Genomic DNA, 24,973 nt, shown 5'->3' with positions numbered 1-24,973 from the left:
GATTGCCTCCTTTTCGTTTATTTCTTATCCCTTTTTAGCCTCTTTTGCCCAAGAGTCCTTTAAGGTAACTGTTCTATTGAATACTAACTTTTCGTTATTTGAATGTTTGTCATCTAGCGTAAAGTATCCAAGTCTAATAAATTGATACCCTTTTCCAACCTCAGCATTTGCTAGATCCGGTTCAGCATATGCTTTCTCGATAATGTGCAAACTGTTTGGATTGATAGATGATTTGAAATCTTCAGAAGCAGCTGGATTTTCATCTTGGAACAAACGATCATATAAACGAACCTCAACCTCTTTAGCATGAGGAACGGAAACCCAATGGATAGTTCCCTTAACTTTCATTCCAGATGTATCCTCGCCAGATTTTGAATTTGGAACATAGTCACAGTAAACCTCTGTTACATTACCATTTTCATCCTTTTTGAAATCTGTACACGTAACAATATATCCATGTTTTAAACGAACAGAAAGACCTGGTCCTAAACGAAAGAATTTCTTAGGTGCATCTTCCATGAAATCATCACGCTCAATCCATAATTCTTTCGAAAATGGAATCACTCTGCTACCTTCGCCACCCTCAACTTCAGGATTGTTCTCACCGTTTAATTCTTCAACTTTCCCGTCCGGATAATTGTTGATAATTAACTTGATAGGATCCAATACGGCCATCCTACGCCATGCAGTCTTATTGAGGTCTTCACGGATGCAGAACTCCAATAAACTAACATCAATCATGTTTTCACGCTTCTGAATCCCAATGCGCTCACAGAAATTACGAATGCTTTCAGGTGTATAACCCCTTCTGCGTAAACCAGAAATAGTAGGCATACGTGGATCATCCCAGCTCTCAACAAACTTCTCATTCACCAATTGGAGTAACTTGCGCTTACTCATAACCGTATAGGAAAGATTCAATCTCGCAAATTCATATTGTTTGGATGGGAAAATCTCCAATCTATCAATTAACCAATCATATAATGGCCTGTGTGGAATGAATTCCAATGTACAAACTGAATGCGTGATTTTTTCAATGGAGTCTGATTGGCCATGTGCAAAATCATACATAGGATATATACACCACTTGTCACCCGTACGATGATGGTGTGCATGCTTGATACGGTATAAAATAGGATCGCGCATATGCATATTAGGGCTAGCAAGATCAATTTTTGCACGTAATACTTTCTCGCCATCCTTATATTTTCCATCACGCATTTCTTCGAATAGTCTCAAGTTCTCTTCGATACTACGGCTGCGGTATACTGTAGGTACTCCAGGTACTGTTGGACTCCCCTTCGAAGCAGCAATTTCCTCCGAGTTACTGTCATCAACATATGCTAGGTCCTTCTGAATCAGTTCAACAGCAAAAGCATACAAAGTGTCAAAATAGTCGGAAGTATAAAGCTCATCAGCCCATTGAAATCCTAACCATTGAATATCTTTCTTGATGCTATCTACGTACTCAACATCCTCAGTTACGGGGTTGGTGTCGTCAAAACGTAAATTAGTTTTGCCATTATAACGCTGTGCTAAAGAAAAATTTAGACAGATTGACTTTGCATGCCCAATATGAAGATAGCCATTCGGCTCAGGTGGGAAACGGGTGAGGACACGCCCATCATGCTTCCCCTCTCGAAGATCCTCTTCGATAATCTCTTCAATAAAATTCAATGATTTTTCTTCTTCTAACATGTAGCAAAGTTAGCTATTTCATCGATATTATGAATAAGTGCATGAACGATAAATGCCTGAATTTGCTTATTTTCGATATAAAATTAGAGAACTATGAATTTGAGAGCCTTTATGCTCCTTTGCATGTTAATCCCCTTAGGTGCTCTGGCACAAAAAAAGGAAAAACCAAGATTGCTAATATATGGCTCAAATGCCGTCGCTTGGACTGCAGCAGTGCAAGCAACACAATCCAATGTGCCCGCAGTATCAGTGTATAATGAACCCATCGATTCACAATTTAACTTAAATAAATGGGCTGAATCATTAAAAAATAACCATAAACCTGATTCCCTTAACAAAGACCCAGACTCACTAGATGCACTTGAATTAGGAACAGTTGGCTTCAATAAAGTTAATGACGCAGTAAATCCTTTATTAACTGAAATTGAAAATAGAACGATTAAGAAGTTAGATAAAACAAAAAGAGGCTGGCAGGTTACACTCTCAGATAATCAAAAATTCAACGTTATTGCTATAATTGATGCAACTGAAAATTCAGATTTAGTGAAAATGAGTACCCTGAATTTTGAAACTCCAATAAAAGAAGAATTTACCCTCGCTAAAGAGATGACCCTACCACTCAGCAGAACCACTGTAGCTACCATAAATACAACGGATAGCATAAATAAAGTAGTTTTCCTGGAGGACATCTTAAAAGCTCAAAAAGATAATCTTTTTGGATTGGGTAGAGGTAAATATTTGCTGAATGAAAAACAAAATGACTCTGGTACAATCGCATTTTCAAGAGCTCTTGGTGTTACAGCAGGATATCTTGCATTTTTTAAAACTGATGCAAGCAAAATTGATGTCAGAAAATTACAGGCTGAACTGATCAACTTCAGTACTGCAATAATCCCTTATCAAGATGTAAGTGCGGAAGACAGCCATTTTAAAGCAATCGTCAAATGCTATCTTACAGGTTTCTTTTTAGGTAAAGAACAAGGCAATAAATATATTTTTGATAAAAATGCAGCAGTAAGATTTGAAGAAATCAAACCCGTACTTAATGATATTTACACAAGAAGCCAACTTTGGTTCTTAGATAATTATCGGGATGACGACCTTACTTGGAAAGATTTAATAAGCTTGATCAGATTTGTATCCTTTAAGGGCGATGAAGTCGATAGACAGATAAAAAAAGACTGGAATACAAAATTGAAATTTGAAGGTGAATATAATGCTGAAAGCAAAGTTACACGCGAACAGTTTGCAGTGATGACGGATTTGTTCTCCACAGCTTTCGCAAAAGCAATCAATCTGGATGGTACCTTTGTGAAATAAAGAATTATCTATAAAACAAATAAGCCGCTCAATTTAATTGAACGGCTTTTTGTTTATGGTAAATAATCCTATGGGATAAGTTTATTTATAAGCGAATACTTTTGCCATACCTTCATTGTTCGTAAAGGTAGTGTCAAGGTTTATCAATTCTCCAGTACCGATATTGATAACCATTCCATGAATAGCTAAATCAGCACCATTTTTCCAAGCATTCTGAACAATGGAAGTAGAAGTCAAATTGAAAACCTGCTCTTTTACGTTCAATTCAACCAATTTATTGGTTCTTTCCTCTGGGTCTTGAATTGAATCAATCTCTGAAGCATGAAGACGGTATACGTCTTTGATATGGCATAACCAGTTATCAATAATACCATATTGTTGTGAACTTAAAGATGCAGCAACACCACCACAACCATAATGACCAGCAACAATGATATGTTTTACCTTTAATACATTTACAGCATAATCCAATACAGCTAACATGCTCATGTCTGAGTGAACACACATGTTTGCAATATTACGATGAACAAAAACTTCACCAGGCTTCTTACCAGTCAATTCGTTCGCAGGAACTCGGCTGTCTGCACATCCAATCCATAAAATCTCCGGACTTTGACCCTTTGCTAATTGTTGAAATCTACCACTTGTATCTTTCTCAACAAAGTTCATCCAATCCTTATTTCCAGCTAAAATCTGATTAAATCCTGTTTCTAATTCTTTATTTCCCATTATATGTGATTTATTTTTTAAAGTACGGCCGTCAATAAGACCATACAAGTTTCTGCAATTATTTTAAATTATTTAAACTACTTTTTTAAGTTTTTGTTTTTTTCGAACGCTCTTTCTTTTATAAGTAACATCGTTCAATTCGATTTCTAAACCTTTGCTCAACGCATTCTGCTCGAAATCCTTGATTACATCAATTACGTCCTTGTCAATAAACTTACTTTTTTGACCATCAATAATAATAGACTTAACGCTTTTTGGCAAATTGTATAACTTCTGTTGAATAGGGGCCTTGTTTAAAAAGGTAACCTCCTCAGCTAACGTGAAAACCGCAGTTTCGCTCTCAGATTGATCCGTAGTCTTAATGTTAAGATGGTAAGCATTGTGCATATTAGCACGTAAGATGTAAAATGTAGCAACCAAAATACCAATACCAACACCAGTTAACAAATCTGTGAATACTACCGCAACAACTGTTACTACAAATGGAATAAATTGATCCAACCCTTTTTTCATCATTTGCTTGAACAAAGCTGGTTTTGCCAATTTAAATCCTGTATGCAATAATATAGCCGCTAGTCCTGCTAATGGAATCAAATTGATAATGCTAGGGATAGCTAATAAGGCTACTAATAACCAAATACCATGAAGTATCGCGGATTGTCTTGTGCGACCGCCAGCATTGGCATTGGCCGATGAACGAACAATTACGGATGTCATTGGTAATCCTCCAAGGAAACCACTAGTGATATTACCAATACCCTGAGCAACAAGCTCACGGTTCGTTGGTGAGTTACGCTTTAATGGATCTAACTTATCAACCGCTTCAATACTCAATAAAGTCTCCAAACTCGCAATAATAGCAATCGTAAAAGCAACAATCCAAACCTCTTTATTGAAGATCTGCGTGAAATCAGGAAAAATAAACAAGCCCTGGAATTCAGCTATCGATGAAACAACTGGAATGCTAACAAAATGACTCTCGCTTAATGCAAAGTTCGTTCCTTGAAATGCATACCCTAAACCTACACCTAATAAGACAACAACTAATGGCGCAGGAACTTTATTTAATTTTTTGATGCTAGGCCAAAAAATTAATATCGCCAAGGATAAGAAACATATAATCGTGGCTCCCCAATTTACACTGGAGAGAACGGTATTCGTAAATGCTGTGATTCCTCCATTCTCAAAATCAAAGGCATTATTTTCTGATAAACCGAAAGCTAATGGAATTTGCTTTAAGATAATCGTAATACCAATCGCAGCAAGCATACCCAAAATAACAGCAGATGGAAAGTAATTCCCAATCATACCTGCTTTGATAATTCCTAAAATCAATTGGATCGCTCCAGCAATGAGAACAGCCAATATAAAGGTCTCATATGCTCCTAACTTCTCAATTGCCCCTAAAACAATAACTGTTAATCCTGCTGCAGGACCACTAACTGATAATGGAGAGCCTGAAATAGAAGCAACTACAATACCACCAATTATACCAGTCAAAATACCGGCAAACAAAGGCGCTCCCGACGCCATTGCAATTCCCAAACATAATGGCAATGCCACTAAGAATACTACAATACTAGCAGGGAAATCATATTTTAAGTCCCTTTTTGATAATTTCAAAAAAGCGGACGTACGTGTACCAAACATAAACTTACGTTTTAAATTTTTAATTCAACAAATGATAAAATGATTCGATATGCCCATTAAGACATCAGTAATGACGTCAGAACATAATTATTCCTCGAAAGTCGAATTAACAGTTTGGAGGTGGGGTGGGAACGGAAGAATGGTAGGCACAAATACTCTTTTCGTTTTTCAGGTAGTGTTTGATGCCGCCAGTATTTTCAACTGTGGGGTTGAAACTCATAAAATTGATCTCTCCAGGCTTGAAAATCTTGATGCCAGTCTCATGCAAATCCTCATTATTGCTGTTAGCACCTTTAGCCGTGTTCTCAATCTCTAATTGCATGACCACTTGCAAGACTGTACCCTGATCAAGTACATCTACAAACATAGGCGTAACAGAAATTAGCATCTTCGTGAAAAAGATAAAAAAGCAAAGCTTTGCCGCTAATATTCTATATGCCCTTGTAAATATGTATGCCCGTGTAATCATATAACATCACAAAAATAAAATTTAATTTCAAAAAAAACCCTTTTTTGAAATTTTATTATGAAAAAATTACAAAAGTCGTGCCTTTTGTCTGAAATCTTAATATTATGTTAACATAACTTTGTTTAAATTCTTAAGTTGAAAAAGGATATCTTTATTCATAAATTTAAATAGCGGTTTAATGCTAGATAATTATGAAAGAACAATTTATTCAAAAAATAACAACTTCTTATAGCCCTAAAGGGCCATTTATTCAATTAGGATCAGGAATCTTAAACGGTGAAATTGTTACTGAGGCAAAGGTAAATCTTGCCCTCAAAATGATGAACCGACATGGACTTATTGCCGGAGCAACAGGAACAGGGAAAACTAGAACCCTACAATTGATGGCTGAGCAACTCTCCGATGCAGGAGTGCCAGTGTTTATGCTAGATGTGAAAGGTGACCTGTCAGGCCTCGCTCAACCAGGGAATACAAATGATGCCCTAATCGAACGCGGAAATGCTGTAGGTATTCCCTTTCAACCAGCAGAATTCCCAATAGAAATATTCTCTCTGTCAGGAAAACTTGGAGCACCAATGCGAGTGACCGTAGAAGATTTTGGTCCTGTATTATTAGCCCGCATATTAGACCTGAATGATACGCAAGCTGGAGTATTGAGCGCCATATTCAAATATGCAGATGATACTCAGTTACCAATAGTAGATTTCCAAGACCTCAAAAAACTCCTTAGCTATTTGTCTGATGGTCCAGGAGCAGAGGAAATAAAAAATGATTATGGCAAGATTTCAACAGCAAGTGCAAACACCATATTGAGAAAAATTGTAGCTATTGAACAACAGGGACTAGCACATATTTTCGGAGAAAAAGAATTCGATATAGAAGATCTATTTGGAAAAATTGATGGAAAAGGAGTGATTACACTTTTGAATATCTCGGATATCCAAGATCAACCTTTATTGTTTTCTACATTTCTCTTAAGCCTATTAGCCCAACTATTCAAAAACCTTCCCGAAGTAGGAGATTTAGACAAACCAAAGTTAGTCTTCTTTTTCGATGAGGCACATTTACTTTTCAATGGGGCATCAAAAGCTTTCTTGACACAAATCGAACAAATTGTAAGATTGATCAGGTCAAAAGGAGTAGGCGTATTTTTCTGTACTCAAGCGGCAACAGATATTCCTGAATCTGTCTTGGGACAATTAGGAAATAGAGTACAACACGCCCTAAGAGCATTTACCCCGAACGATGCTGACAACTTAAGAAAAACAGTTAAAACGTATCCAACCTCTGAGTTCTATGAAATCGATAAAGTTTTAACCTCATTGGGGACAGGTCAAGCATTAATAACGGTATTAAATGATAAAGGGATTCCAACAGAGGTAGTTGCAACTCATTTAGTACCCGCTAGAGCGATTATGGGACCATGTCCGCCAGAAAAATATCAAGAACTTATTCAGAACTCTGAATATCGAGGCAAATACCAAGAAAGAGTAGAAAGAGAAACAGCCTCTGAAATTTTAGAAGAAAGACAAAAAGTTAATGAGGCCAAAGCTCAAGCTGAAGCAACAAAAGCGGCACAAGAAAAAGCCGCTAGTAAAAGCAGCTCCTCGAGATCCAGAAGACAAACACCATTGGAAGCAGCCCAAAATCAAGCCAGCAGAACATTGGCAAGAGAAGGAGCTAAGCTTTTAGGAAAAATCGCAACAGGAATCCTAAACTCCATATTCAAAAAGAGATAATTTTAAAATACTATATTTGCGTACGAAAAATCGAAAACTAAACTAAAAAACATTATGGGAAAACCAATTTTGGTAGTTCTAGCAGCAGGAATGGCGAGCCGTTATGGCTCATTAAAACAAGTGGATGGATTTGGTCCACATGGTGAAACAATTATAGATTATTCCATTTTTGATGCTATACGTGCTGGATTCGGAAAAGTGGTTTTTATTATCCGTGAAGAATTTGAGCAAGTAATGCGTGAAAAATTCGACAAAAAATTAGAAGGAAAAATCGAAGTCGCTTATGCTTTCCAAAACTTTGACCTTAGAAAATTCGGAATCGACAAAGATATCGAACGTGCTAAACCGTGGGGAACTGCACATGCGGTGATGTCAGCAAAAGATGAAGTCGATGGACCTTTCTGTGTAATTAATGCAGACGATTTCTATGGTTATGATGCATTTAAAAAAATGGCTGATTTCCTTTCTAATGAAGCTGATGATAAGCATATGTCTTTAATGGGATTCGAACTGGGAAATACAATGTCAGACTACGGTTATGTATCTAGAGGAGTATGTGAAGTAACTAACGAAGGACATATGGCTTCAGTAACCGAAAGAACCAACATCTATTACGATAAAGAAAACAATGATAAAAAGATCGTGTTCGAAGAAAATGGAGTGAAAAATGAATTGCCAGCAGATGCTCGCGTGTCGATGAACTTCTGGGGATTTACTCCGAAAATATTCGATGTCGCAATGGAGATGTTCCCAAAATTCGTCGAAGAAAATGGTGATAATCCTAAATCAGAATTCTTTATCCCATCCGTTCCTGACCATATGGTGAAAAATGGACAAGCTGACTTTAAAGTTATACCGACTTCTTCAAAATGGTTCGGGGTAACATATGTTGAAGATAAACCAATCGTACAAGAAAGTATTTCTAAATTGGTGGCAGATGGTGAATATCCAGAAAAATTATTCTAAGAATATAAAATCTAAAACGAAAATGGCAGGCTTCAGTCCTGCCATTTTCGTTTTAGTACAATATTGATATCTTTATCCTATATAAATCTACACTGATGAAGAAAATTATGATGGTAATCCTGTATATTTTTATTGGACTCATTGGTTTTGCCACCATCTATTTTGCTGCTGACTTTATTCTTTCAAGAATAAGCGCAAATCATAATGATAACAACCAAAATAAAAATATTACAGCCTATATTTTGTCCAATGGCGTTCATACAGATATTGTTTTGCCAATAAAAAATGAACTGCAAGATTGGACAGAAATCTTTCCATTAGAAAACACAAAAGGAAATGCTCAAGACCATAATTTTGTTTCCATAGGATGGGGAGATAAAGGCTTTTATTTAAATACGCCTGAATGGAAAGACTTAACATTGAAAACAGCCTTGATTGCAGGTCTAGGAATAGGAGAGACAGCATTACATATCACCTATTACAAGAAGATGGTCGAAGATGATTTATGCTATAAAATTCAAATCGACACCAATCAATATAACGCAATAAAAGATTATGTACTGGAAGCATTAGATAAAGACGAAAATGGAAAACCAATTCTTATAAAAACAAATGCACAGTACGGAGATGATGACGCTTTCTATGAAGCGAAAGGAGCTTATAACCTATTTTATTCTTGCAATACCTGGTCAAATGCCGCATTGAAGAAAGCAAATATGCCTTCAGCAGTCTGGACAGTATTCGATACAGGTATTTTAAGACATTATAAAAAATAGAAAAAGCTCGGTCCGAATTGAACCGAGCTTTCTCTTAATATAAGGGGGTAAACTTAAAGTCTTATTTTACCTCTTCGAAATCTACATCTTGAACATCGTCAGCGCCACCACCTTGGTTGCCACCGCCATTGTTCGCTTGGCCAGCATCACCTTGTGGTTGTTGCTGTCCAGCACCTTGTTGTGAAGCAGCGTACATCTCTTCAGATGCTGCACTCCACGCATTGTTCAATTCTGTAGTAGCTGTCTCGATCTCTGGGAAGTTTTTGTCAGCATGTGCTTTCTTCAACTTCTCTAAACCAGATTCGATAGGAGCTTTCTTGTCAGCAGAAATTTTGTCGCCATACTCTTTCAATTGTTTTTCAGTCGAGAAGATTAAAGCATCTGCACCATTCAATTTATCTACTTCCTCTTTCACTTTTTTATCCGCTTCAGCATTTGCCTCCGCTTCTTGCTTCATTTTCTTAACTTCCTCTTCGGATAGTCCTGAAGAAGCCTCGATACGAATGTTTTGCTCTTTACCAGTAGCCTTGTCGATAGCTGATACCTTGATAATACCGTTAGCATCAATATCAAATACTACCTCAATTTGCGGAATTCCACGTGGAGCAGGAGGGATGTCTGTCAATTGGAAACGTCCTAAAGTACGGTTCTGTGCAGCCATTGGTCTTTCCCCTTGCAATACATGAATCTCTACTGATGGTTGGTTGTCTGAAGCCGTTGAGAATACTTCCGATTTACGAGTCGGAATAGTCGTGTTAGCTTCAATTAATTTAGTCATAACACCACCCATAGTTTCAATACCTAAGGAAAGTGGAGTAACGTCTAATAATAATACATCTTTTACTTCACCTGTCAAAACACCACCTTGAATAGCAGCACCTAATGCTACAACCTCATCTGGGTTAACACCTTTTGATGGCTCTTTTCCAAAGAATTTTTTAACAGCTTCTTGGATCGCTGGAATACGTGTAGAACCACCTACTAAAATAATCTCATCGATATCTGATGTGCTGAAACCAGCGTTTTTCAATGCAGTACGACATGGCTCAATAGTACGGTCAATAAGTGGACCAACTAAACTCTCGAATTTAGCACGTGATAAGGTACGAACCAAGTGTTTAGGACCTGAACCATCAGCAGTAATATATGGTAAGTTAATCTCTGTTGATGTTGTGCTTGACAATTCAATTTTAGCCTTCTCAGCAGCGTCTTTCAAACGTTGCAAAGCCATAGGATCTTTCCTTAAATCTAAACCACCATTCTCGTCAGCAAATTCATCTGCTAACCAATTAATGATCGCGTTATCAAAGTCATCTCCTCCTAAGTGAGTGTCCCCGTCAGTTGATTTTACCTCAAAAACACCATCACCTAATTCTAATACTGAAACGTCATGTGTACCACCACCACAGTCAAAAACAACAATCTTCATGTCTTTGTCTGCTTTCTCAAGTCCATAAGCCAATGCTGCAGCTGTAGGCTCATTGATGATACGCTCTACTTTCAAACCAGCAATCTCACCAGCCTCTTTTGTAGCTTGACGCTGAGCATCATTAAAATATGCAGGAACTGTAATTACTGCACGAGTTACTTCTTGCCCTAAGTAATCTTCAGCTGTTTTCTTCATCTTCTGAACAATCATAGCTGAAATTTCTTGTGGAGTATATTTACGGTCGCCAATTTCAACACGAGGTGTATCATTGTCGCCTTTTACTACTTTATAAGGAACTTTATCAATCTCGCCCTTAGCCTCATTATATGTTACACCCATAAATCTCTTGATCGAATAGATCGTGTTCTGTGGGTTAGTAATAGCTTGACGTTTTGCTGGATCTCCAACCTTGCGTTCCCCGCCTGCTACAAATGCTACAACTGAAGGTGTTGTGCGTTTCCCTTCGTTATTCGCAATTACTACCGGCTCATTACCTTCCATTACGGCTACACATGAGTTGGTAGTTCCTAAGTCGATTCCTATAATTTTTGACATATCTTGTTGTGTTATCTTATTAATGTTTAAATGATTTTATATTGTAATAACAACGCTTATGCCAAACGGTTTTTTCTTTGTTTGTCATAGCAAAGTCGGAAATATCTGCAAAGAATTGTCATCATAGCGTGACAATATGTCATTTTTTCCAAAATAATGGAATTATATGTATTTTTGAGAAAATTAAATCCAACATGACTTTTGACGAATACCTGAGTTACTTCGAGGATATCTTAAACAATACAGAAGCACACGAAGCATACTCAACTAACGCTGACTATCTAAACTACACAAAACTAAATTGGTCTAGAATGAACAGATGGCTGAAAAAATTTGAACCATCTGCAGAAATGAAAGTATGCATCGATAATATAAAAGATCCACAACATTGGATCTTAATAACGGAACCTTGGTGTGGTGATGCAGCTCACTCTGTACCACAGATCTATAAAATTGTAAAAGACAACCCTTTTATTGATCTTGATATCCAACTGAGAGATACTGAACCTTTCTTGATCGATGACTACTTGACAAACGGAGGAAAATCAATCCCTAAACTTATTATTCGTAATGACGTAGGTCACGACAAAGTAGTATGGGGACCAAGACCAGATGCGCTGCAAAATATATTTGAAAAACAAAAAGCAGAGGGAAAACCTTTTGAAGAAATTAAAGAAGCCATTCAAAAATGGTACAACAAAGATAAAGGTGAAGAAATCCAAAAAGAATTAACAAAATTATTAAGTGAATAAAAAAAAGGCTGCATCCGCAGCCTTTTTTGTGCAAGAAAAACAACCTTGCAGCAATCCAAAAACCTCCTATTTATGATCTATAAATTTCTGCTGATCTTTTTTTGATAATGAAGCAACGATTAAGTCAAAACTATGATCTATTAATTCTCGAAGGGCTTGATCCGATAACTGACGATTGGCATGTACAGTGTTCCAATGCTTCTTATTCATATGATAACCCGGAAAAACAGTGTGCTCATACTTCTCCCGCAATTCAATAGCATACTCAGGATCACATTTAACATTAAAAGTCAATTCATCAACCTGATCCAGACCAACCAGTAAAAAAACCTTACCCAAAACTTTAAAAACTAAGGTGTCTGGACCAAAAGGTGTCTCCTCTGTCGTTAATGCCTTGCTGATACAATATTCACGCAATTCCTCAATATGCATACACTATAATTTAAACTTTTCTTTAACAAAATCTTGAAAGCTTCCACCAATAGGGATTTCTATATCATCGATCCAAATAACATGCCTGTCCAATTTACTGACCTTGTCCGTATTAATAACATATGAACGATGAACTTGAATGAAATTATTGTCCGCCCATTCTGAAAGAAACTCCTTGATCGTCATTCGTGCCAATACCTCCCTGCCATCCATCACAAATCGAAGGTAATTCCCCACAGCTTGAAGAACAGAAATCTCTTTAAGATCTATTTTTACCATTTGATAGCCATCCTTTACAAATAAGGTTGGATTGTTCTCTAGTATACCCTTCAGCTCCAACATCTCCTTTGCTCTTAAACATGCCTTTTCAAAACGCTCAAAGCTATAAGGCTTCAACAAATAATCTAATGCCTCTAATTCGAAACCTGAAAGCGCATATTCAGAATATGCCGTAGAAAATATAACCAAGGGTTTCTCTTCTAACCCCTTGAATAAATCAATACCGTTGATATCAGGCATTCTAACATCCAAAAACAACAACTGAACATCATTCTCCATTAAATAATCCCTTGCTTCCAAACCATTCAAGAATTGCTTCTCCAAATTTATATAAGGAACACGCTCGGAATATCTTCTGATGATATCCAATGCAATGGGTTCATCATCGATCGCTATAGCTTTAATCATCGTCGCGCTCAATTAATTCAGGAGAATCTCGCAGCTCAATAGTCAAAAAAACAAAGTATTCTTCCTGGTTTTGTTCCATAACCAACATATATTTATCAGGGTAAGTTAAATCCAACCTCGATTTAACATTGTCAAGCCCAATGCCTGACTTCGTCCTCTCCAAATCCGTACCCTCAATATTATGAATACTGTTGTAAACAGAAAACTTTAACTGTCCATCAACAACATCTGCATTCACCTTTATCCAAGATGGCTTAACCATACTGATCCCATGTTTAAATGCATTCTCAACAAATGGAATCAAAAGCATTGGTGCAATAAATAAATTGTCAAAACTATCGACAATATTATGTTCTATTTTAACAGAAGGAACACTCTCTGTCCTCAAGCTTTGAATCGCAATATATTCTTTTAAATAATTAAGGTCTTTAGATAATGGTATTTGATCTAATTGATTCTCAAAAATCAAGAACCTCATCATTTGGCTCAACCGTTGGATAGAATCAGCAGTTCGGCTGGCATCCTCCTGTAAAGCAATCCCATAAATGCTGTTCATAACATTAAATAAGAAATGAGGATTTACCTGAGACTGCATAAGCTTATACTCTGCAGCTGTTTTGCCAAGATCCTTTCTCAAGCTGGCAATCGTCTTCCGATCACTCCTTAACCTAAAGAAATAATAATAAGTAAATGGAATAAGTATCAAGACACAGATGAGACCAAGGATAATTATTTTTTTACTGGGACGACCGTGAATACCTTGAATAATCATCCAGAAAGGAATGAAAATTATTGCACTGCTTAAAAGAACAATTAAAAAGTATTCAACGAAAAGAATCTTTTTCTTAGCTACGAATTCCAATAAAACATAATTGTTTAAGGCAAACAACAAATAAGCAAACGGAACATATAAAAATAGAATGGCCAAATGACGATGAATGGTCGAGCCTATAAGAGAAAAAATAAAAGTCAATCCAACAACTAGAAGTAACTCTGTGAAGAATCTCCTGAATGTGCTTTTTTTCGGTTGGTCAGTATTCGTAATCATATAGCTTCTATAAATGTAAAAAAATACCCATTAGTTTCATGGGGAAGATTGTCAATATTTAGTTGGAAGGGGGCTGTGTCTCTATTTTTCATGTCAGAATATTCTAAACATGAAAAATCTTTTACTTCAATAGAGCAAAAAGGATAGATCATTTGATAATCATAATAAGACATCATAGCTTTTTCACCAGACTGAAAAACATTAAATGTCCACTCACTCAGAACATCCATATCCATCACACCAAGAAATAACTTGATAAAATAATAAAAAACCATATCATCACTTTTGAATAAATCATTCTTTGTTTATACAATGATATAGAAGGAATCAATGCACGAAAAATTTTTGTGATGAACTTATAAAAAGAAATGATGAACAGCATCAATCTCACAAAAAAAGGTTCCTGGCAACCACCAAGAACCCTCTGTATTTTTATAAAACTACACCGCTAAAGATTTTTCCTCTTCAAAACTTTAACCAGTCTAATGTCTTATGTCTAATGTCTTTTGTCTAATCCTTATCCCGCTTAATATCTCACATCTCACATCTCACATCCCACATCTCTTCTACATCTTCAACCCAATTTCTCTCAATCTTTCATCCAAATATTCACCTGCAGTATAGTCTTCATAAGCTTTTGGGTGTTCAGCATCGATGCAAGAGTCCAGTGAAGCTAGGCTCATGCTAGATTTTGGATGCAAGAAAAATGGAACGGAGTAACGTGATGTTTTCATCAGTTCCCTAGGTGGGTTAACAACACGGTGAGTAGTAGATTTTAATTTATTGTTCGTTAGTCTCTGCAACATATCGCCAACATTTACTACAATATCCTCGCCTTTTGCTTTGATAGCAAACCATTCACCATCTTTGGTCAACACTTCCAAACCATCTGCACTAGCTCCGATCAATAAAGTAATCAAATTAATGTCCTCATGTGCTCCCGCACGAACAGCATCCGCTGGAATCGAATCCGGATTTTCAATCGGAAAATAATGAATCGCTCGAAGAATGGAATTTCCGTTGATTACAAATCCTTCGAAATAATCCTCCGGTAATTCAAGATAAGTAGCAATTGCTTTCAGTAAATTACGACCAGCATCCTCTAATTTCTTGTAAATCTCTGCAGTGACAGCATTGAAACGAGGTAATTCAGAAACTTCAGGGTTGTCAGGAAAATCTGATTTTGAATACTCTTCGCCAACAATAGTCTGTCCACGTTGCCAAAATTCTTTTAAATCAGGAGTCTTAGAATCTTTAGCTTTTTCTTTCCCTTTCGATGTATATCCCCTTTGACCAGCTAGTTCAGGGAACTCATACTTGTCCTTGATAGACTCCGGTTGATCAAAAAACTGCTTGACAACTTGATAAAGCTCATCAATTAATTCTTGGGATAGACCATGATTGGAAATCGTAACAAAGCCAGTTTCGTTAAAAGCCTTGCCGATATCAGCAACGAATTGTTTGCGCAATTCTGAATTGCCTTCAGTATAATGTGTCAGATCTAATCTCGGGATATTTACTAATGCCATGTTCTTATTTGTTTGATGCAAAGTTAATGTAATAATAATATCGTTAATTATAAAGTGTTCATAACAACTATTAAATTACCATTAATTATTTGATTCCCAATATCTAAAAGTTTTCCACACTAAATACTATTTTCATTAAAAAGAACATTTTAATAAAGAACTATCTATTTGTGTCAAGGATTTATTAAAAAATCACAAAACTGTTTGATTTATCAATTCAATAATTTAAATTTGTTATGCTTGCATAATAAATGTTAGAAAACCCGAATATGAGCCAAGACAACACTATCGATTATTTCTTAAAGACAGCATGGCAAACTGTTGCCAACAAATATAATGTAATAGCCTCTCAACATGGCTTTACTCAGGCTGCAGGTTATATTTTGATAAACATACATCGAGATGGGACTCCAGTATCGCAGATCGCAAACTCAACAGGAGTGAAAACAACGTCTTTGTCTCGAGTACTTAATAACCTCGAAAGCCTAGGTTTTATATATAGAGAAACGTCAGATACGGATAAAAGATCCGTAAAAGTATATCTAACAGATCTAGGACGTGAAAAAAGAAAAGTCGCAAAAGATGTAGTAAGAGAATTTAATGAGTATCTAAATACTTCTTTCTCAGAAAAAGAAAAAGCTACACTTGTCAAATTCTTGAAAAAAATCAATGAAGTGGCAACGAATTATTCGCCTGAAGTGCAAATTGAACCTTAATAAATAAGAAAATATACGTGATATGAATAGAAATATTAAAAAAGTAGCTGTATTGGGATCCGGAGTGATGGGCTCTCGAATTGCTTGCCACTTTGCTAATATAGGTTTAGAGGTATTGCTTTTGGATATTGTGCCAAAAGAACTGTTACCAGCTGAAGAAGCTAAAGGGTTGACATTGGAAAGCCCAGCAGTAAGAAACAGATTTGTAAACCAATCTCTGGAAACAGCAATAAAATCAAACCCCGCACCTTTATATAGCAAGTCCTTCGCAACGCGTATTACAACCGGAAACTTTGATGACGATATGAACAAAATTGCGCAGGCAGACTGGACTATCGAAGTGGTTGTAGAACGTTTGGACATCAAAAAATCCGTTTTTGATAAGGTAGAACAATTCCGGAAACCTGGAACTTTGATCACAACGAACACATCCGGTATTCCAATTCATTTGATGGAAGAAGGTAGATCACAAGACTTCAAAGAAAATTTCTGTGGAACACACTTCTTCAATCCACCACGTTATCTTCCTTTATTGGAAATTATACCCACTAAGGACACAAAAAAAGAAGTGGTGGATTTCCTAATCGAATATGGTGATAAAATGCTCGGTAAAACAGTCGTATTGTGTAAAGATACACCAGCGTTCATCGGAAATAGAATCGGGGTATATTCTATGCTCGCAGTGACTCATCTCGTAGAGAAATTAGGACTAACTGTAGAAGAAGTTGATAAATATACCGGACCAGCAATGGGACACCCTAAATCAGCAACTTTCAGAACCGCAGATGTAGTAGGATTAGATACTTTGGTGAATGTTGCCAAAGGATTGGAACAAAATGCCCCTGATGATGAAGCTAAAGGTGTATTCATCCTGCCTGAATTCATCAGCAAAATGGTCGAAAATAAATGGCTAGGTGAAAAAACTAAAAAAGGTTTCTATGAAAAAGTAAAAGATGATAAAGGAAATTCTGAAATCCTATCCCTTAACTTAAAAGACCTGACATACGGCCCTCAACAAAAAGTGAAGTCCTCAACTCTCGAAGCAACGAAGCCTGTTGAAGACATCAGAAAGAGAATGAAAGTATACGAACAAGGAACAGATAAAGCCGCAGAACTTTTCAGAGCAATGCATTATCCTTTGTTCGAATATGTCTCCAACCGTGTGCCTGAAATAACAGATAACTTCTTTAGAATTGACGATGCAATGAGAGCTGGATTCGGCTGGGAAATTGGACCTTTTGAAGTATGGGACGCTTTAGGTGTTAGAGAAACAATCGAAAAAATCAAAAATGAAGAAAAAAGAATCCCAGGTCAAACAGGCGAAGTTGCACAATGGGTAAAAGATATGTTGGATGCTGGATTCGAAAGCTTCTATAAAGTGGAAAATGGTGTCCGCCATTACTATGATATTGAAACCAAATCATATCTCCCAATCCCTGGAACAGAAGACCTAATTGTCCTTGACCATATCCGCGAAGGAAAAACAATATGGAAAAATTCCGGTGTATCAATTATAGATCTGGGTGATGGAATAATTAACTGTGAGTTCCATACTAAAATGAATACAATTGGTGGCGATGTCATACAAGGATTGAATAAAGCAATTGACCTTGCTGAAAAAGAATATCGTGGTTTGGTAATCTCAAATGATGGAAAGAACTTTTCCGCAGGTGCCAATATCGGAATGATTTTCATGATGGCTGTTGAACAAGATTATGATGAGTTGAATATGGCGGTGAAAATGTTCCAAGATACATCAATGCGCCTGAGATACTCTGCAATTCCTGTTGTAGCAGCACCATTCCAACTAACATTAGGTGGTGGATGTGAATTCTCAATGCATGCCGACTTTGTACAATTACATGCTGAAACATATATGGGATTAGTGGAATTTGGAGTTGGTGTAATCCCTGGTGGTGGTGGTTCTAAGGAATTTGCATTAAGAGCATCAGACGATTTCCGTCCAGATCAAATTGATCAAAACTTCTTAAAAGATCGTTTCTTGACCATTGGACAAGCAAAAGTTTCAACATCAGCAGTAGAAGCATTCGAGCTAGGCTACCTGCAGGAAGGAAAATATGCCATTACAATGAACCGTTCTCGCTTGTTGGCGGACGCAAAAGCAAAAGCATTAGAACTTGCAGATGCAGGTTATGTGCAACCAGCAAAACGCAAGGACATCAAAGTATTGGGAGACCAAGGACTAGGAATCGTATATGTTGGAGCATCTTCAATGGAAGCAGGGCACTACATCTCAGAACACGATAAATTAATTTCAGAAAAACTAGGCTGGGTTATGTGCGGAGGAGACCTCTCACAACCAACCGAAGTCGACGAGCAATACCTTCTAGACATGGAACGCAAAGCATTCCTAGAACTATGCGCAACCCGCAAAACCCTAGAAAGAATACAAGCAATGTTGACCACCGGGAAGCCGCTTAGAAATTAGTTTCTGGATTTGAGATTTGAGAATTGAGATTTGCGATATTAAACGATAAATAAAGTGCATAAAATCGAGGATATTAAAATTTGGCATATGGCAATAGATCTTTCAACAGAAATATATAGAATAGTGGCAAATTTTCCTAACGATGAAAGATTCGGTTTATCCTCACAAATAAAAAGATCAGCAGTTTCAATTGCTTCAAATATAGCTGAAGGAGCTGGCAGAAATTCTGATAATGAGTTTAACCATTTTTTAGGTGTAGCTGTTGGTTCTTCCTATGAATTGTTAACCCAAATACTCATAGCTGCTAAATTAGGCTTAATTGAAAAAAATGACGCTGAAGATATTTATATCAGATTAACTCAAATCCAAAAAATGATTTATGGCTTTCAAAGAAAGCTGACAAAAAATAAAAATAATTAATAATTGACCCTTTAATTAACAAAGGATAAATCAATAATAGTGAGCTATGGAATTTCTACTATCTCAAATCTCATATCTCACATCTAATATCTAATTAGACATGGAAGCATACATAATAGCAGGATTTCGCTCAGCGGTAGGAAAAGCTCCAAGAGGAGGATTCAGATTTACTCGTGCGGATGATTTGGCAGCTGATGTAATTAAACACTTAATGGCATCTGTACCAAATGTAAATAAAGAAGATATTGACGATGTTATCGTCGGAAATGCAATGCCAGAAGCTGAACAAGGCCTAAATATAGGCCGTTTTATATCCCTAATGGGACTCGATACGGACAAAGTCCCCGGAATAACTGTGAACAGGTACTGTGCATCTGGTTTAGAAACGATTGCAACAGCAGTGGCAAAAATAAAATCTGGAATGGCAGATATGATAGTGGCAGGTGGTGTAGAGATCATGTCAGGAATGCCATTCGGAGGATGGAAGATTGTGCCTAACCCTGTGGTTTCTAAAGAACATCCAGATTGGTATTGGGGAATGGGACTAACGGCAGAAGCAGTAGCCAAAGATTACCATGTGTCAAGAGAAGACCAAGATAAATTTGCGCTTAAGTCCAACCAAAAAGCTGTAGCAGCAATAAAAGAAGGTAAGTTCAAAGAAGAAATTGTGCCTATTACCATCAAAGAAAACTACGTGAAAGATGGTAAAATGGCAACAAAAGAATATGTCGTTGATACCGATGAAGGCCCACGTGCTGATACATCGCTGGAAGCATTGGCAAAATTACGCCCAGTATTTGATGCCAAAGGATCAGTAACTGCCGGAAACTCATCCCAAACATCGGACGGAGCAGCTTTCGTCTTGGTTGTATCAGAAAAGAAAATGAAGGAATTGAACCTTAAACCAATTGCTAAACTTGTAAGCTATGCAGTGGCTGGGGTACCGCCTCGAATCATGGGAATCGGACCAGTCGTGGCAATACCAAAAGCATTGGAACAAGCAGGTTTGAAAAAAGAAGATATTGACCTGTTCGAATTGAATGAAGCTTTCGCTTCTCAGTCTTTAGCAGTAATCAGAGAATTGGAACTCGATGAAGAAAAAGTAAATGTTAACGGCGGTGCAATCGCTCTAGGACACCCTCTAGGCTGTACAGGAGCAAAATTAACCGTGCAAGTATTACACGAACTTAGAAGAAGAGGAAAGAAATATGGAATGGTAACAATGTGTGTGGGAACAGGACAAGGTGCAGCAGGAATATTTGAATTATTGTAAAATAAAATATTAACAAAATATATAACAGAAGAAGGTGCTTGTTCACTTATTCTAAACAAAAAGAACCATGAGCGAAGAAGTAAAAAATATAGCAATTAAAGGTGGAGAATTTGTAATCCGCGAAACAGCATATTCAGATATTTTCATCCCTGAGGAGTTTGATGAAGAAGCAAAAATGATCCGTCAAATCTGTATCGATTTCTTGGACACGGAAGTCTTAAATAAACTAGACCGTATTGATGCACAAGAAGAAGGATTGATGCAGAGCCTAATGGACAAATCCGGAGAATTGGGAATGTTGGGAGTATCAATCCCTGAAGAATATGGCGGTTTCGGTAAAAACTTCAATACATCCATGTTGGTAGCCGATGCAGTAGGTGGAGGATTCTCCTTCGCAGTAGCATTATCAGCACATACAGGTATCGGAACTTTACCAATCCTTTATTATGGAAATGCTGAGCAAAAAGCAAAATACATCCCCAAATTGGGTACCGGGGAATGGAAAGCTGCTTATTGTTTGACAGAACCTAACTCAGGATCTGATGCTAACTCTGGACGTACTTCAGCAAAATTAAACGCCGAAGGAACACACTATTTGATCAATGGACAGAAAATGTGGATTACAAACGGTGGATTTGCTGATGTTTTTATTGTATTTGCTAAAATTGACGACGACAAAAACCTATCAGCATTTATCGTAGAAAAAGATTTCGGCGGAATTTCAATGAATCCTGAAGAACATAAGTTAGGAATCAAAGGATCTTCAACACGACAAATATTCTTCAATGACTGCCCAGTTCCTGTCGAAAACATGCTGTCAGATAGAGAAAATGGATTTAAAATAGCGGTTAATATCTTGAATATAGGACGTATCAAATTAGGAGCAGCAACAATCGGTTCTGCGCGCTCTGTCTTGAATACTGCTATCAATTATGCCAATGAAAGAGTGCAGTTCAATCTGCCAATTTCAAAATTTGGAGCAATACGTTATAAATTGGCAGAAATGGCCACACGGTTGTTTGCAAATGAATCCGCAGCATACCGTGCAGGACAAAATATTGATGATGCTTATGATGCGCTGATTGCATCTGGAATGGATGAAGCGAAAGCAAAATTGAAATCGGTAGAACAATTTGCTATTGAGTGTGCTATTATCAAAGTTTGGTGCTCAGAAATGCTGGATTATGTGGTAGACGAAGGCGTGCAAATCTATGGTGGAATGGGCTACTCAGCGGAAGCACCAATGGAAAGAGCCTATCGTGATGCACGTATCAATAGAATATTCGAAGGTACCAATGAAGTAAACAGGCTATTAGTGGTGGATATGTTGTTAAAACGCGCCATGAAAGGGGAATTAGACCTAATGGGACCAGCACAGGCTGTAGCAGGTGAATTGATGTCAATTCCTGATTTTGGTACTGAAGATGATGCTCCGTTTGCAGCAGAGAAAAAAATTGTTGCAAACCTCAAAAAAGCAGGCTTAATGATAGCTGGAGCAGCGGTGCAAAAGTTGATGATGTCGTTAGCAAAAGAACAAGAAATATTAATGAATATTGCTGATATCATTGGGTACGTTTATGTCGCAGAATCTGTGCTATTGCGAGCAGAAAAATTACAGCATACACAACCAGGAGAACATGCCGATTATGCCGCAGATATGGCTAAAATATATCTCTACGGTGCAATTGACAAAGTAAATGCCGCAGGTAAAGAAGCATTATATTCATTCGCTGAAGGCGATGAATTAAATATGATGTTGGTGGGATTACGCCGATTTACTAAAGCGCAACCATTTAACTTAAAAGAAGCTCGACAAAGAATTGCAAAAAAACTTATTGAAGAAAATAAATACTGTTTCTAAGTATTAAGGTTGATTATGAATAAAAGCCCCTGTGAAGGGGCTTTTTTTTGTCCTCAAACTTGTCTGATTACCATTTGATTGTCTTAACTTTAGAATTTATCCAATTAATTTGAAAAGTTACGATGCTATAATTATTGGTTCTGGACCTAACGGACTAGCAGCTGCCATAACTATGAGAAAACAAGGATTAACTACCCTAATCATAGAAGGTGATGGCATGATCGGTGGTGGTATGAGAACAAAAGAACTCACAATCCCTGGTTTCAAGCATGATGTCTGTTCTGCTGTACACCCATTTGCATTGGAATCCCCATTTTTTAAATCCAATACGCTTGGTAAGTCTGGATTAGAAATAATTCGCGCCGATTATCAACTTGCACATCCCTTAGATACAGGAAATACAGCAATCTTACATAAAAGTTTAGATAGAATGTATGCCGAACTCGGTCCGGATGCAAAAGTCTATAAATCCCTAATTCAAAACCTTGTTGAAAATTGGAATGAATTATCTGGGGATATTCTTGGGCCTTTGAGATTTCCAAAAAATCCATTATTGATGGCAAAATTTGGATTGAAGGCCTTGAAAAGTGCCAATGCTACTGCTGATAGGTTTCAAACGCAAGAAGGAAGAGCCTTATGGGGCGGATTAGTAGGACATGGATTGCTTCCTTTTTCAAAAATTGCAACTTCGGCTATAGGTTTGGTATTAGCTACCTTGGGACATCGGTCAGGATGGTTAATCCCTAAAGGTGGTTCCCAATCAATCGCTGATGCCATGTTAGCAGATTATCAATACAATGCTGGTGACTGCAAAGTAAATTGCTGGATCGATGATCTGCAAGATCTCCCAAAACATAAAATCCTAATCCTGGATATGACACCTCAACAAATACTCAAGCTAAAGGGGTTGAATCTTACAGATAAATACCGTAAAGCTCTCAGAGATTTTAAATACGGAATGGGTGTCTTTAAAATAGATTGGGCATTATCGGATCCTACGCCTTTCTTAGACAAAAGATGCCAACAAGCTGCAACTGTGCACATAGGAAATACTTATGGAGAAATAGCTCATAACGAACTTATGACCTATAAAGGTAAAATAGTGGATAAGCCTTTTGTACTTTTTTCTCAGCCATCAATGTTTGATCCCTTACGTGCGCCGGAAGGTAAGCACACAGGATGGGCATATTGTCATGTTCCACATGGATCAACAATTGATAGAACTGAAGCTATAGAAAATCAAATCGAAAGGTTTGCACCAGGATTTAAGGATACTATTATAGCTAAGTCAACTATGAATACATTGCAAATGCAGGCGTATAATCCTAATTATGTAGGTGGAGATATTAGTGGTGGGCAAATGGATATAAGGCAATTATTTACAAGACCAACAAATTCATTAACGCCCTATAGAACTTCTAATCCTAATGTATACATTGCATCATCGTCAACACCTCCGGGTGGTGGCGTTCATGGAATGTGTGGGTTTCATGCAGCTAGGGTAGCCATGGAAGATCATTTCAATATAACTTTAGATTTTGATTTCGTATGAAAAAGATTGTGTTAGCAGGTGGAACAGGGAACCTAGGGACCATGTTAATTAGACTATTTAGAGAACAAAACTATGAGATCGTTGTACTATCAAGACAAAAGATGGTAAAACATCATCCAAAAGTTGATTATGTTCTATGGGATGCTGAAAACTTAGGTGATTGGCAAGAAAAATTAAATGGAGCCGATGTATTGATAAACCTATGCGGACTGTCAATAAACCGAAGATTTACCGAAAAAAATAAAAAACTATTAAGATCATCCAGAATTACACCAACCAAATTGTTGGGTAAAGCTATATCAAATCTGAAAGATCCAGTGAAACTGTGGATTAACTTCTCTGGAGTTTCCTTATTCAATGGAGCAAAACAAATAAAAGATGAAACAAGTAAACAATACTCAAACGATTTTTTAGGACAGTTGGCTCAAGACTGGGAAAAAGCCTTTTTGGACGCTGAGGTCCCTAAAACAGAAAAAGTAATCCTAAGAATGAGCCCAATCTTGAGTAAGAGTTCTGGAATGTTTGCAGAATTATATCCCTTAGTAAAATTGGGACTGGGTGGAAAAGTGGGAAATGGTGAACAAATGATATCTTGGATACATGAAGATGATTTTGTCCGACTTATTGATTGGATTGTTAATTCTCAAATAAACGAACCCATTTATCATGCCTGTAGTCCAAATCCAGTAAGCAATGCAGAGTTTATGGAGGAATTTAGAAAATCAGCTGGCGCATTATTTGGCATGCCGCTCCCAACTTTCATGGCAAAAATCGGATCATTCGTGAAAAACGTAGATTCTTCTTTATTGTTAGAAACTGTGCCCGTAACAACAATATTAACTTTAAAAAATGGGTTTCAGTTTAATTTTCCCTATATTCAGCCCGCGTTAAATCAACTTATTAAATCATCAACTTAAACTTTT

General features: G+C 37.1%; 22 protein-coding genes. 12 read left to right on the top strand and 10 right to left on the bottom strand.

Annotated features, from left to right (window positions below; genetic code table 11):
* Positions 1-24: 24 nt before the first annotated feature.
* On the bottom strand, positions 25-1,698 hold the full coding sequence (locus tag CRT24_RS07310; protein WP_099370587.1) for a glutamine--tRNA ligase/YqeY domain fusion protein: 1,674 nt from the start codon (positions 1,696-1,698) through the stop codon (positions 25-27).
* A gap of 93 nt (positions 1,699-1,791) precedes the next feature.
* On the opposite strand from CRT24_RS07310, the gene CRT24_RS07305 reads away from it, so the two are divergent.
* On the top strand, positions 1,792-3,018 hold the full coding sequence (locus tag CRT24_RS07305) for a hypothetical protein (protein ID WP_144034528.1): 1,227 nt from the start codon (positions 1,792-1,794) through the stop codon (positions 3,016-3,018).
* Between the two features lie 81 nt (positions 3,019-3,099).
* Here the strand turns inward: CRT24_RS07305 and CRT24_RS07300 are convergent, their stop codons facing one another.
* The 3 genes from CRT24_RS07300 to CRT24_RS07290 all read right to left on the bottom strand — a co-directional run bounded on the left by CRT24_RS07300 (position 3,100) and on the right by CRT24_RS07290 (position 5,785).
* Positions 3,100-3,747, bottom strand: coding sequence for a carbonic anhydrase (locus CRT24_RS07300; RefSeq protein WP_099370585.1), 648 nt, complete (start codon positions 3,745-3,747; stop codon positions 3,100-3,102).
* A 72-nt stretch (positions 3,748-3,819) separates the two neighbouring features.
* Positions 3,820-5,397, bottom strand: a complete 1,578-nt coding sequence (locus tag CRT24_RS07295) for a SulP family inorganic anion transporter (RefSeq protein ID WP_099370584.1) — start codon at positions 5,395-5,397, stop codon at positions 3,820-3,822.
* Positions 5,398-5,503: 106 nt separating this feature from the next.
* Complete coding sequence (locus CRT24_RS07290) at positions 5,504-5,785, bottom strand: hypothetical protein (RefSeq protein ID WP_099370583.1); 282 nt, start codon at positions 5,783-5,785, stop codon at positions 5,504-5,506.
* A gap of 272 nt (positions 5,786-6,057) precedes the next feature.
* Here CRT24_RS07290 and CRT24_RS07285 point away from each other — a divergent pair, with 272 nt between their 5' ends.
* From CRT24_RS07285 to CRT24_RS07275, 3 genes are all read left to right on the top strand, one after another.
* On the top strand, positions 6,058-7,605 hold the full coding sequence (locus tag CRT24_RS07285) for a DUF853 domain-containing protein (RefSeq protein WP_257213987.1): 1,548 nt from the start codon (positions 6,058-6,060) through the stop codon (positions 7,603-7,605).
* Positions 7,606-7,659: 54 nt separating this feature from the next.
* A complete protein-coding gene (locus CRT24_RS07280) occupies positions 7,660-8,571 on the top strand; it encodes a sugar phosphate nucleotidyltransferase (RefSeq protein WP_099370581.1) in 912 nt (303 codons plus the stop codon).
* Between the two features lie 95 nt (positions 8,572-8,666).
* Positions 8,667-9,347: a TIGR02117 family protein gene (locus CRT24_RS07275; RefSeq protein WP_099370580.1), complete on the top strand. Its 681-nt coding sequence runs from the start codon at positions 8,667-8,669 to the stop codon at positions 9,345-9,347.
* A gap of 61 nt (positions 9,348-9,408) precedes the next feature.
* On the opposite strand, the gene dnaK is transcribed toward CRT24_RS07275, so the two are convergent.
* On the bottom strand, positions 9,409-11,331 hold the full coding sequence (gene dnaK, locus CRT24_RS07270; protein ID WP_099370579.1) for a molecular chaperone DnaK: 1,923 nt from the start codon (positions 11,329-11,331) through the stop codon (positions 9,409-9,411).
* 194 nt (positions 11,332-11,525) lie between these two features.
* Here dnaK and CRT24_RS07265 point away from each other — a divergent pair, with 194 nt between their 5' ends.
* Positions 11,526-12,083 (top strand): thioredoxin family protein, encoded by a 558-nt coding sequence (locus CRT24_RS07265; protein WP_099370578.1) that lies wholly within the window; start codon positions 11,526-11,528, stop codon positions 12,081-12,083.
* Positions 12,084-12,149: 66 nt separating this feature from the next.
* Here the strand turns inward: CRT24_RS07265 and CRT24_RS07260 are convergent, their stop codons facing one another.
* From CRT24_RS07260 to CRT24_RS07240, 5 genes are all read right to left on the bottom strand, one after another.
* A complete protein-coding gene (locus CRT24_RS07260; protein ID WP_099370577.1) occupies positions 12,150-12,515 on the bottom strand; it encodes an MmcQ/YjbR family DNA-binding protein in 366 nt (121 codons plus the stop codon).
* A 3-nt stretch (positions 12,516-12,518) separates the two neighbouring features.
* Positions 12,519-13,202 carry a LytTR family DNA-binding domain-containing protein gene (locus CRT24_RS07255; RefSeq protein ID WP_099370576.1) on the bottom strand — a complete coding sequence of 228 codons (684 nt, stop codon included), beginning with the start codon at positions 13,200-13,202 and terminating at the stop codon, positions 12,519-12,521.
* On the bottom strand, positions 13,195-14,250 hold the full coding sequence (locus tag CRT24_RS07250; RefSeq protein ID WP_099370575.1) for a sensor histidine kinase: 1,056 nt from the start codon (positions 14,248-14,250) through the stop codon (positions 13,195-13,197). Before CRT24_RS07250 ends, CRT24_RS07255 begins: the two co-directional genes overlap by 8 nt.
* Positions 14,247-14,525, bottom strand: coding sequence for a hypothetical protein (locus CRT24_RS07245; RefSeq protein ID WP_099370574.1), 279 nt, complete (start codon positions 14,523-14,525; stop codon positions 14,247-14,249). Before CRT24_RS07245 ends, CRT24_RS07250 begins: the two co-directional genes overlap by 4 nt.
* A gap of 291 nt (positions 14,526-14,816) precedes the next feature.
* Positions 14,817-15,779, bottom strand: a complete 963-nt coding sequence (locus CRT24_RS07240; protein WP_099370573.1) for an isopenicillin N synthase family oxygenase — start codon at positions 15,777-15,779, stop codon at positions 14,817-14,819.
* A 269-nt stretch (positions 15,780-16,048) separates the two neighbouring features.
* On the opposite strand from CRT24_RS07240, the gene CRT24_RS07235 reads away from it, so the two are divergent.
* The 7 genes from CRT24_RS07235 (at position 16,049) to CRT24_RS07205 (ending at position 24,967) form a co-directional block, all read left to right on the top strand.
* The gene (locus CRT24_RS07235) at positions 16,049-16,495 is read left to right on the top strand and encodes a MarR family winged helix-turn-helix transcriptional regulator (protein WP_099370798.1); all 447 of its coding nucleotides are present in this window, start codon (positions 16,049-16,051) and stop codon (positions 16,493-16,495) included.
* Between the two features lie 22 nt (positions 16,496-16,517).
* Positions 16,518-18,944, top strand: a complete 2,427-nt coding sequence (locus CRT24_RS07230) for a 3-hydroxyacyl-CoA dehydrogenase/enoyl-CoA hydratase family protein (protein ID WP_099370572.1) — start codon at positions 16,518-16,520, stop codon at positions 18,942-18,944.
* Positions 18,945-18,998: 54 nt separating this feature from the next.
* Positions 18,999-19,364 carry a four helix bundle protein gene (locus tag CRT24_RS07225; protein ID WP_099370571.1) on the top strand — a complete coding sequence of 122 codons (366 nt, stop codon included), beginning with the start codon at positions 18,999-19,001 and terminating at the stop codon, positions 19,362-19,364.
* A 100-nt stretch (positions 19,365-19,464) separates the two neighbouring features.
* A complete protein-coding gene (locus CRT24_RS07220) occupies positions 19,465-20,637 on the top strand; it encodes an acetyl-CoA C-acyltransferase (RefSeq protein ID WP_099370570.1) in 1,173 nt (390 codons plus the stop codon).
* Positions 20,638-20,704: 67 nt separating this feature from the next.
* Positions 20,705-22,498, top strand: coding sequence for an acyl-CoA dehydrogenase family protein (locus tag CRT24_RS07215; protein ID WP_099370569.1), 1,794 nt, complete (start codon positions 20,705-20,707; stop codon positions 22,496-22,498).
* Positions 22,499-22,607: 109 nt separating this feature from the next.
* On the top strand, positions 22,608-24,050 hold the full coding sequence (locus CRT24_RS07210) for an NAD(P)/FAD-dependent oxidoreductase (RefSeq protein WP_306473157.1): 1,443 nt from the start codon (positions 22,608-22,610) through the stop codon (positions 24,048-24,050).
* Positions 24,047-24,967, top strand: a complete 921-nt coding sequence (locus tag CRT24_RS07205; RefSeq protein WP_099370567.1) for a TIGR01777 family oxidoreductase — start codon at positions 24,047-24,049, stop codon at positions 24,965-24,967. The genes CRT24_RS07210 and CRT24_RS07205 overlap by 4 nt, the downstream gene beginning before the upstream one ends.
* Positions 24,968-24,973: the final 6 nt, after the last annotated feature.

It is taken from the genome of Sphingobacterium sp. 1.A.5 (assembly GCF_002734235.1).
GTDB lineage: Bacteria > Bacteroidota > Bacteroidia > Sphingobacteriales > Sphingobacteriaceae > Sphingobacterium > Sphingobacterium daejeonense.
The sequence above is the reverse complement of the archived record's forward strand: the minus strand, read 5'-3'. Positions and strand labels throughout refer to the sequence as shown.

Coding starts and splice junctions, on each gene's coding strand:
- CRT24_RS07310 (WP_099370587.1), bottom strand. CDS start 1,698: ATGTTAGAAGAAGAAAAATCATTGAATTTTATTGAAGAGATTATCGAA.
- CRT24_RS07305 (WP_144034528.1), top strand. CDS start 1,792: ATGAATTTGAGAGCCTTTATGCTCCTTTGCATGTTAATCCCCTTAGGT.
- CRT24_RS07300 (WP_099370585.1), bottom strand. CDS start 3,747: ATGGGAAATAAAGAATTAGAAACAGGATTTAATCAGATTTTAGCTGGA.
- CRT24_RS07295 (WP_099370584.1), bottom strand. CDS start 5,397: ATGTTTGGTACACGTACGTCCGCTTTTTTGAAATTATCAAAAAGGGAC.
- CRT24_RS07290 (WP_099370583.1), bottom strand. CDS start 5,785: ATGCTAATTTCTGTTACGCCTATGTTTGTAGATGTACTTGATCAGGGT.
- CRT24_RS07285 (WP_257213987.1), top strand. CDS start 6,058: ATGAAAGAACAATTTATTCAAAAAATAACAACTTCTTATAGCCCTAAA.
- CRT24_RS07280 (WP_099370581.1), top strand. CDS start 7,660: ATGGGAAAACCAATTTTGGTAGTTCTAGCAGCAGGAATGGCGAGCCGT.
- CRT24_RS07275 (WP_099370580.1), top strand. CDS start 8,667: ATGAAGAAAATTATGATGGTAATCCTGTATATTTTTATTGGACTCATT.
- dnaK (WP_099370579.1), bottom strand. CDS start 11,331: ATGTCAAAAATTATAGGAATCGACTTAGGAACTACCAACTCATGTGTA.
- CRT24_RS07265 (WP_099370578.1), top strand. CDS start 11,526: ATGACTTTTGACGAATACCTGAGTTACTTCGAGGATATCTTAAACAAT.
- CRT24_RS07260 (WP_099370577.1), bottom strand. CDS start 12,515: ATGCATATTGAGGAATTGCGTGAATATTGTATCAGCAAGGCATTAACG.
- CRT24_RS07255 (WP_099370576.1), bottom strand. CDS start 13,202: ATGATTAAAGCTATAGCGATCGATGATGAACCCATTGCATTGGATATC.
- CRT24_RS07250 (WP_099370575.1), bottom strand. CDS start 14,250: ATGATTACGAATACTGACCAACCGAAAAAAAGCACATTCAGGAGATTC.
- CRT24_RS07245 (WP_099370574.1), bottom strand. CDS start 14,525: ATGGTTTTTTATTATTTTATCAAGTTATTTCTTGGTGTGATGGATATG.
- CRT24_RS07240 (WP_099370573.1), bottom strand. CDS start 15,779: ATGGCATTAGTAAATATCCCGAGATTAGATCTGACACATTATACTGAA.
- CRT24_RS07235 (WP_099370798.1), top strand. CDS start 16,049: ATGAGCCAAGACAACACTATCGATTATTTCTTAAAGACAGCATGGCAA.
- CRT24_RS07230 (WP_099370572.1), top strand. CDS start 16,518: ATGAATAGAAATATTAAAAAAGTAGCTGTATTGGGATCCGGAGTGATG.
- CRT24_RS07220 (WP_099370570.1), top strand. CDS start 19,465: ATGGAAGCATACATAATAGCAGGATTTCGCTCAGCGGTAGGAAAAGCT.
- CRT24_RS07215 (WP_099370569.1), top strand. CDS start 20,705: ATGAGCGAAGAAGTAAAAAATATAGCAATTAAAGGTGGAGAATTTGTA.
- CRT24_RS07205 (WP_099370567.1), top strand. CDS start 24,047: ATGAAAAAGATTGTGTTAGCAGGTGGAACAGGGAACCTAGGGACCATG.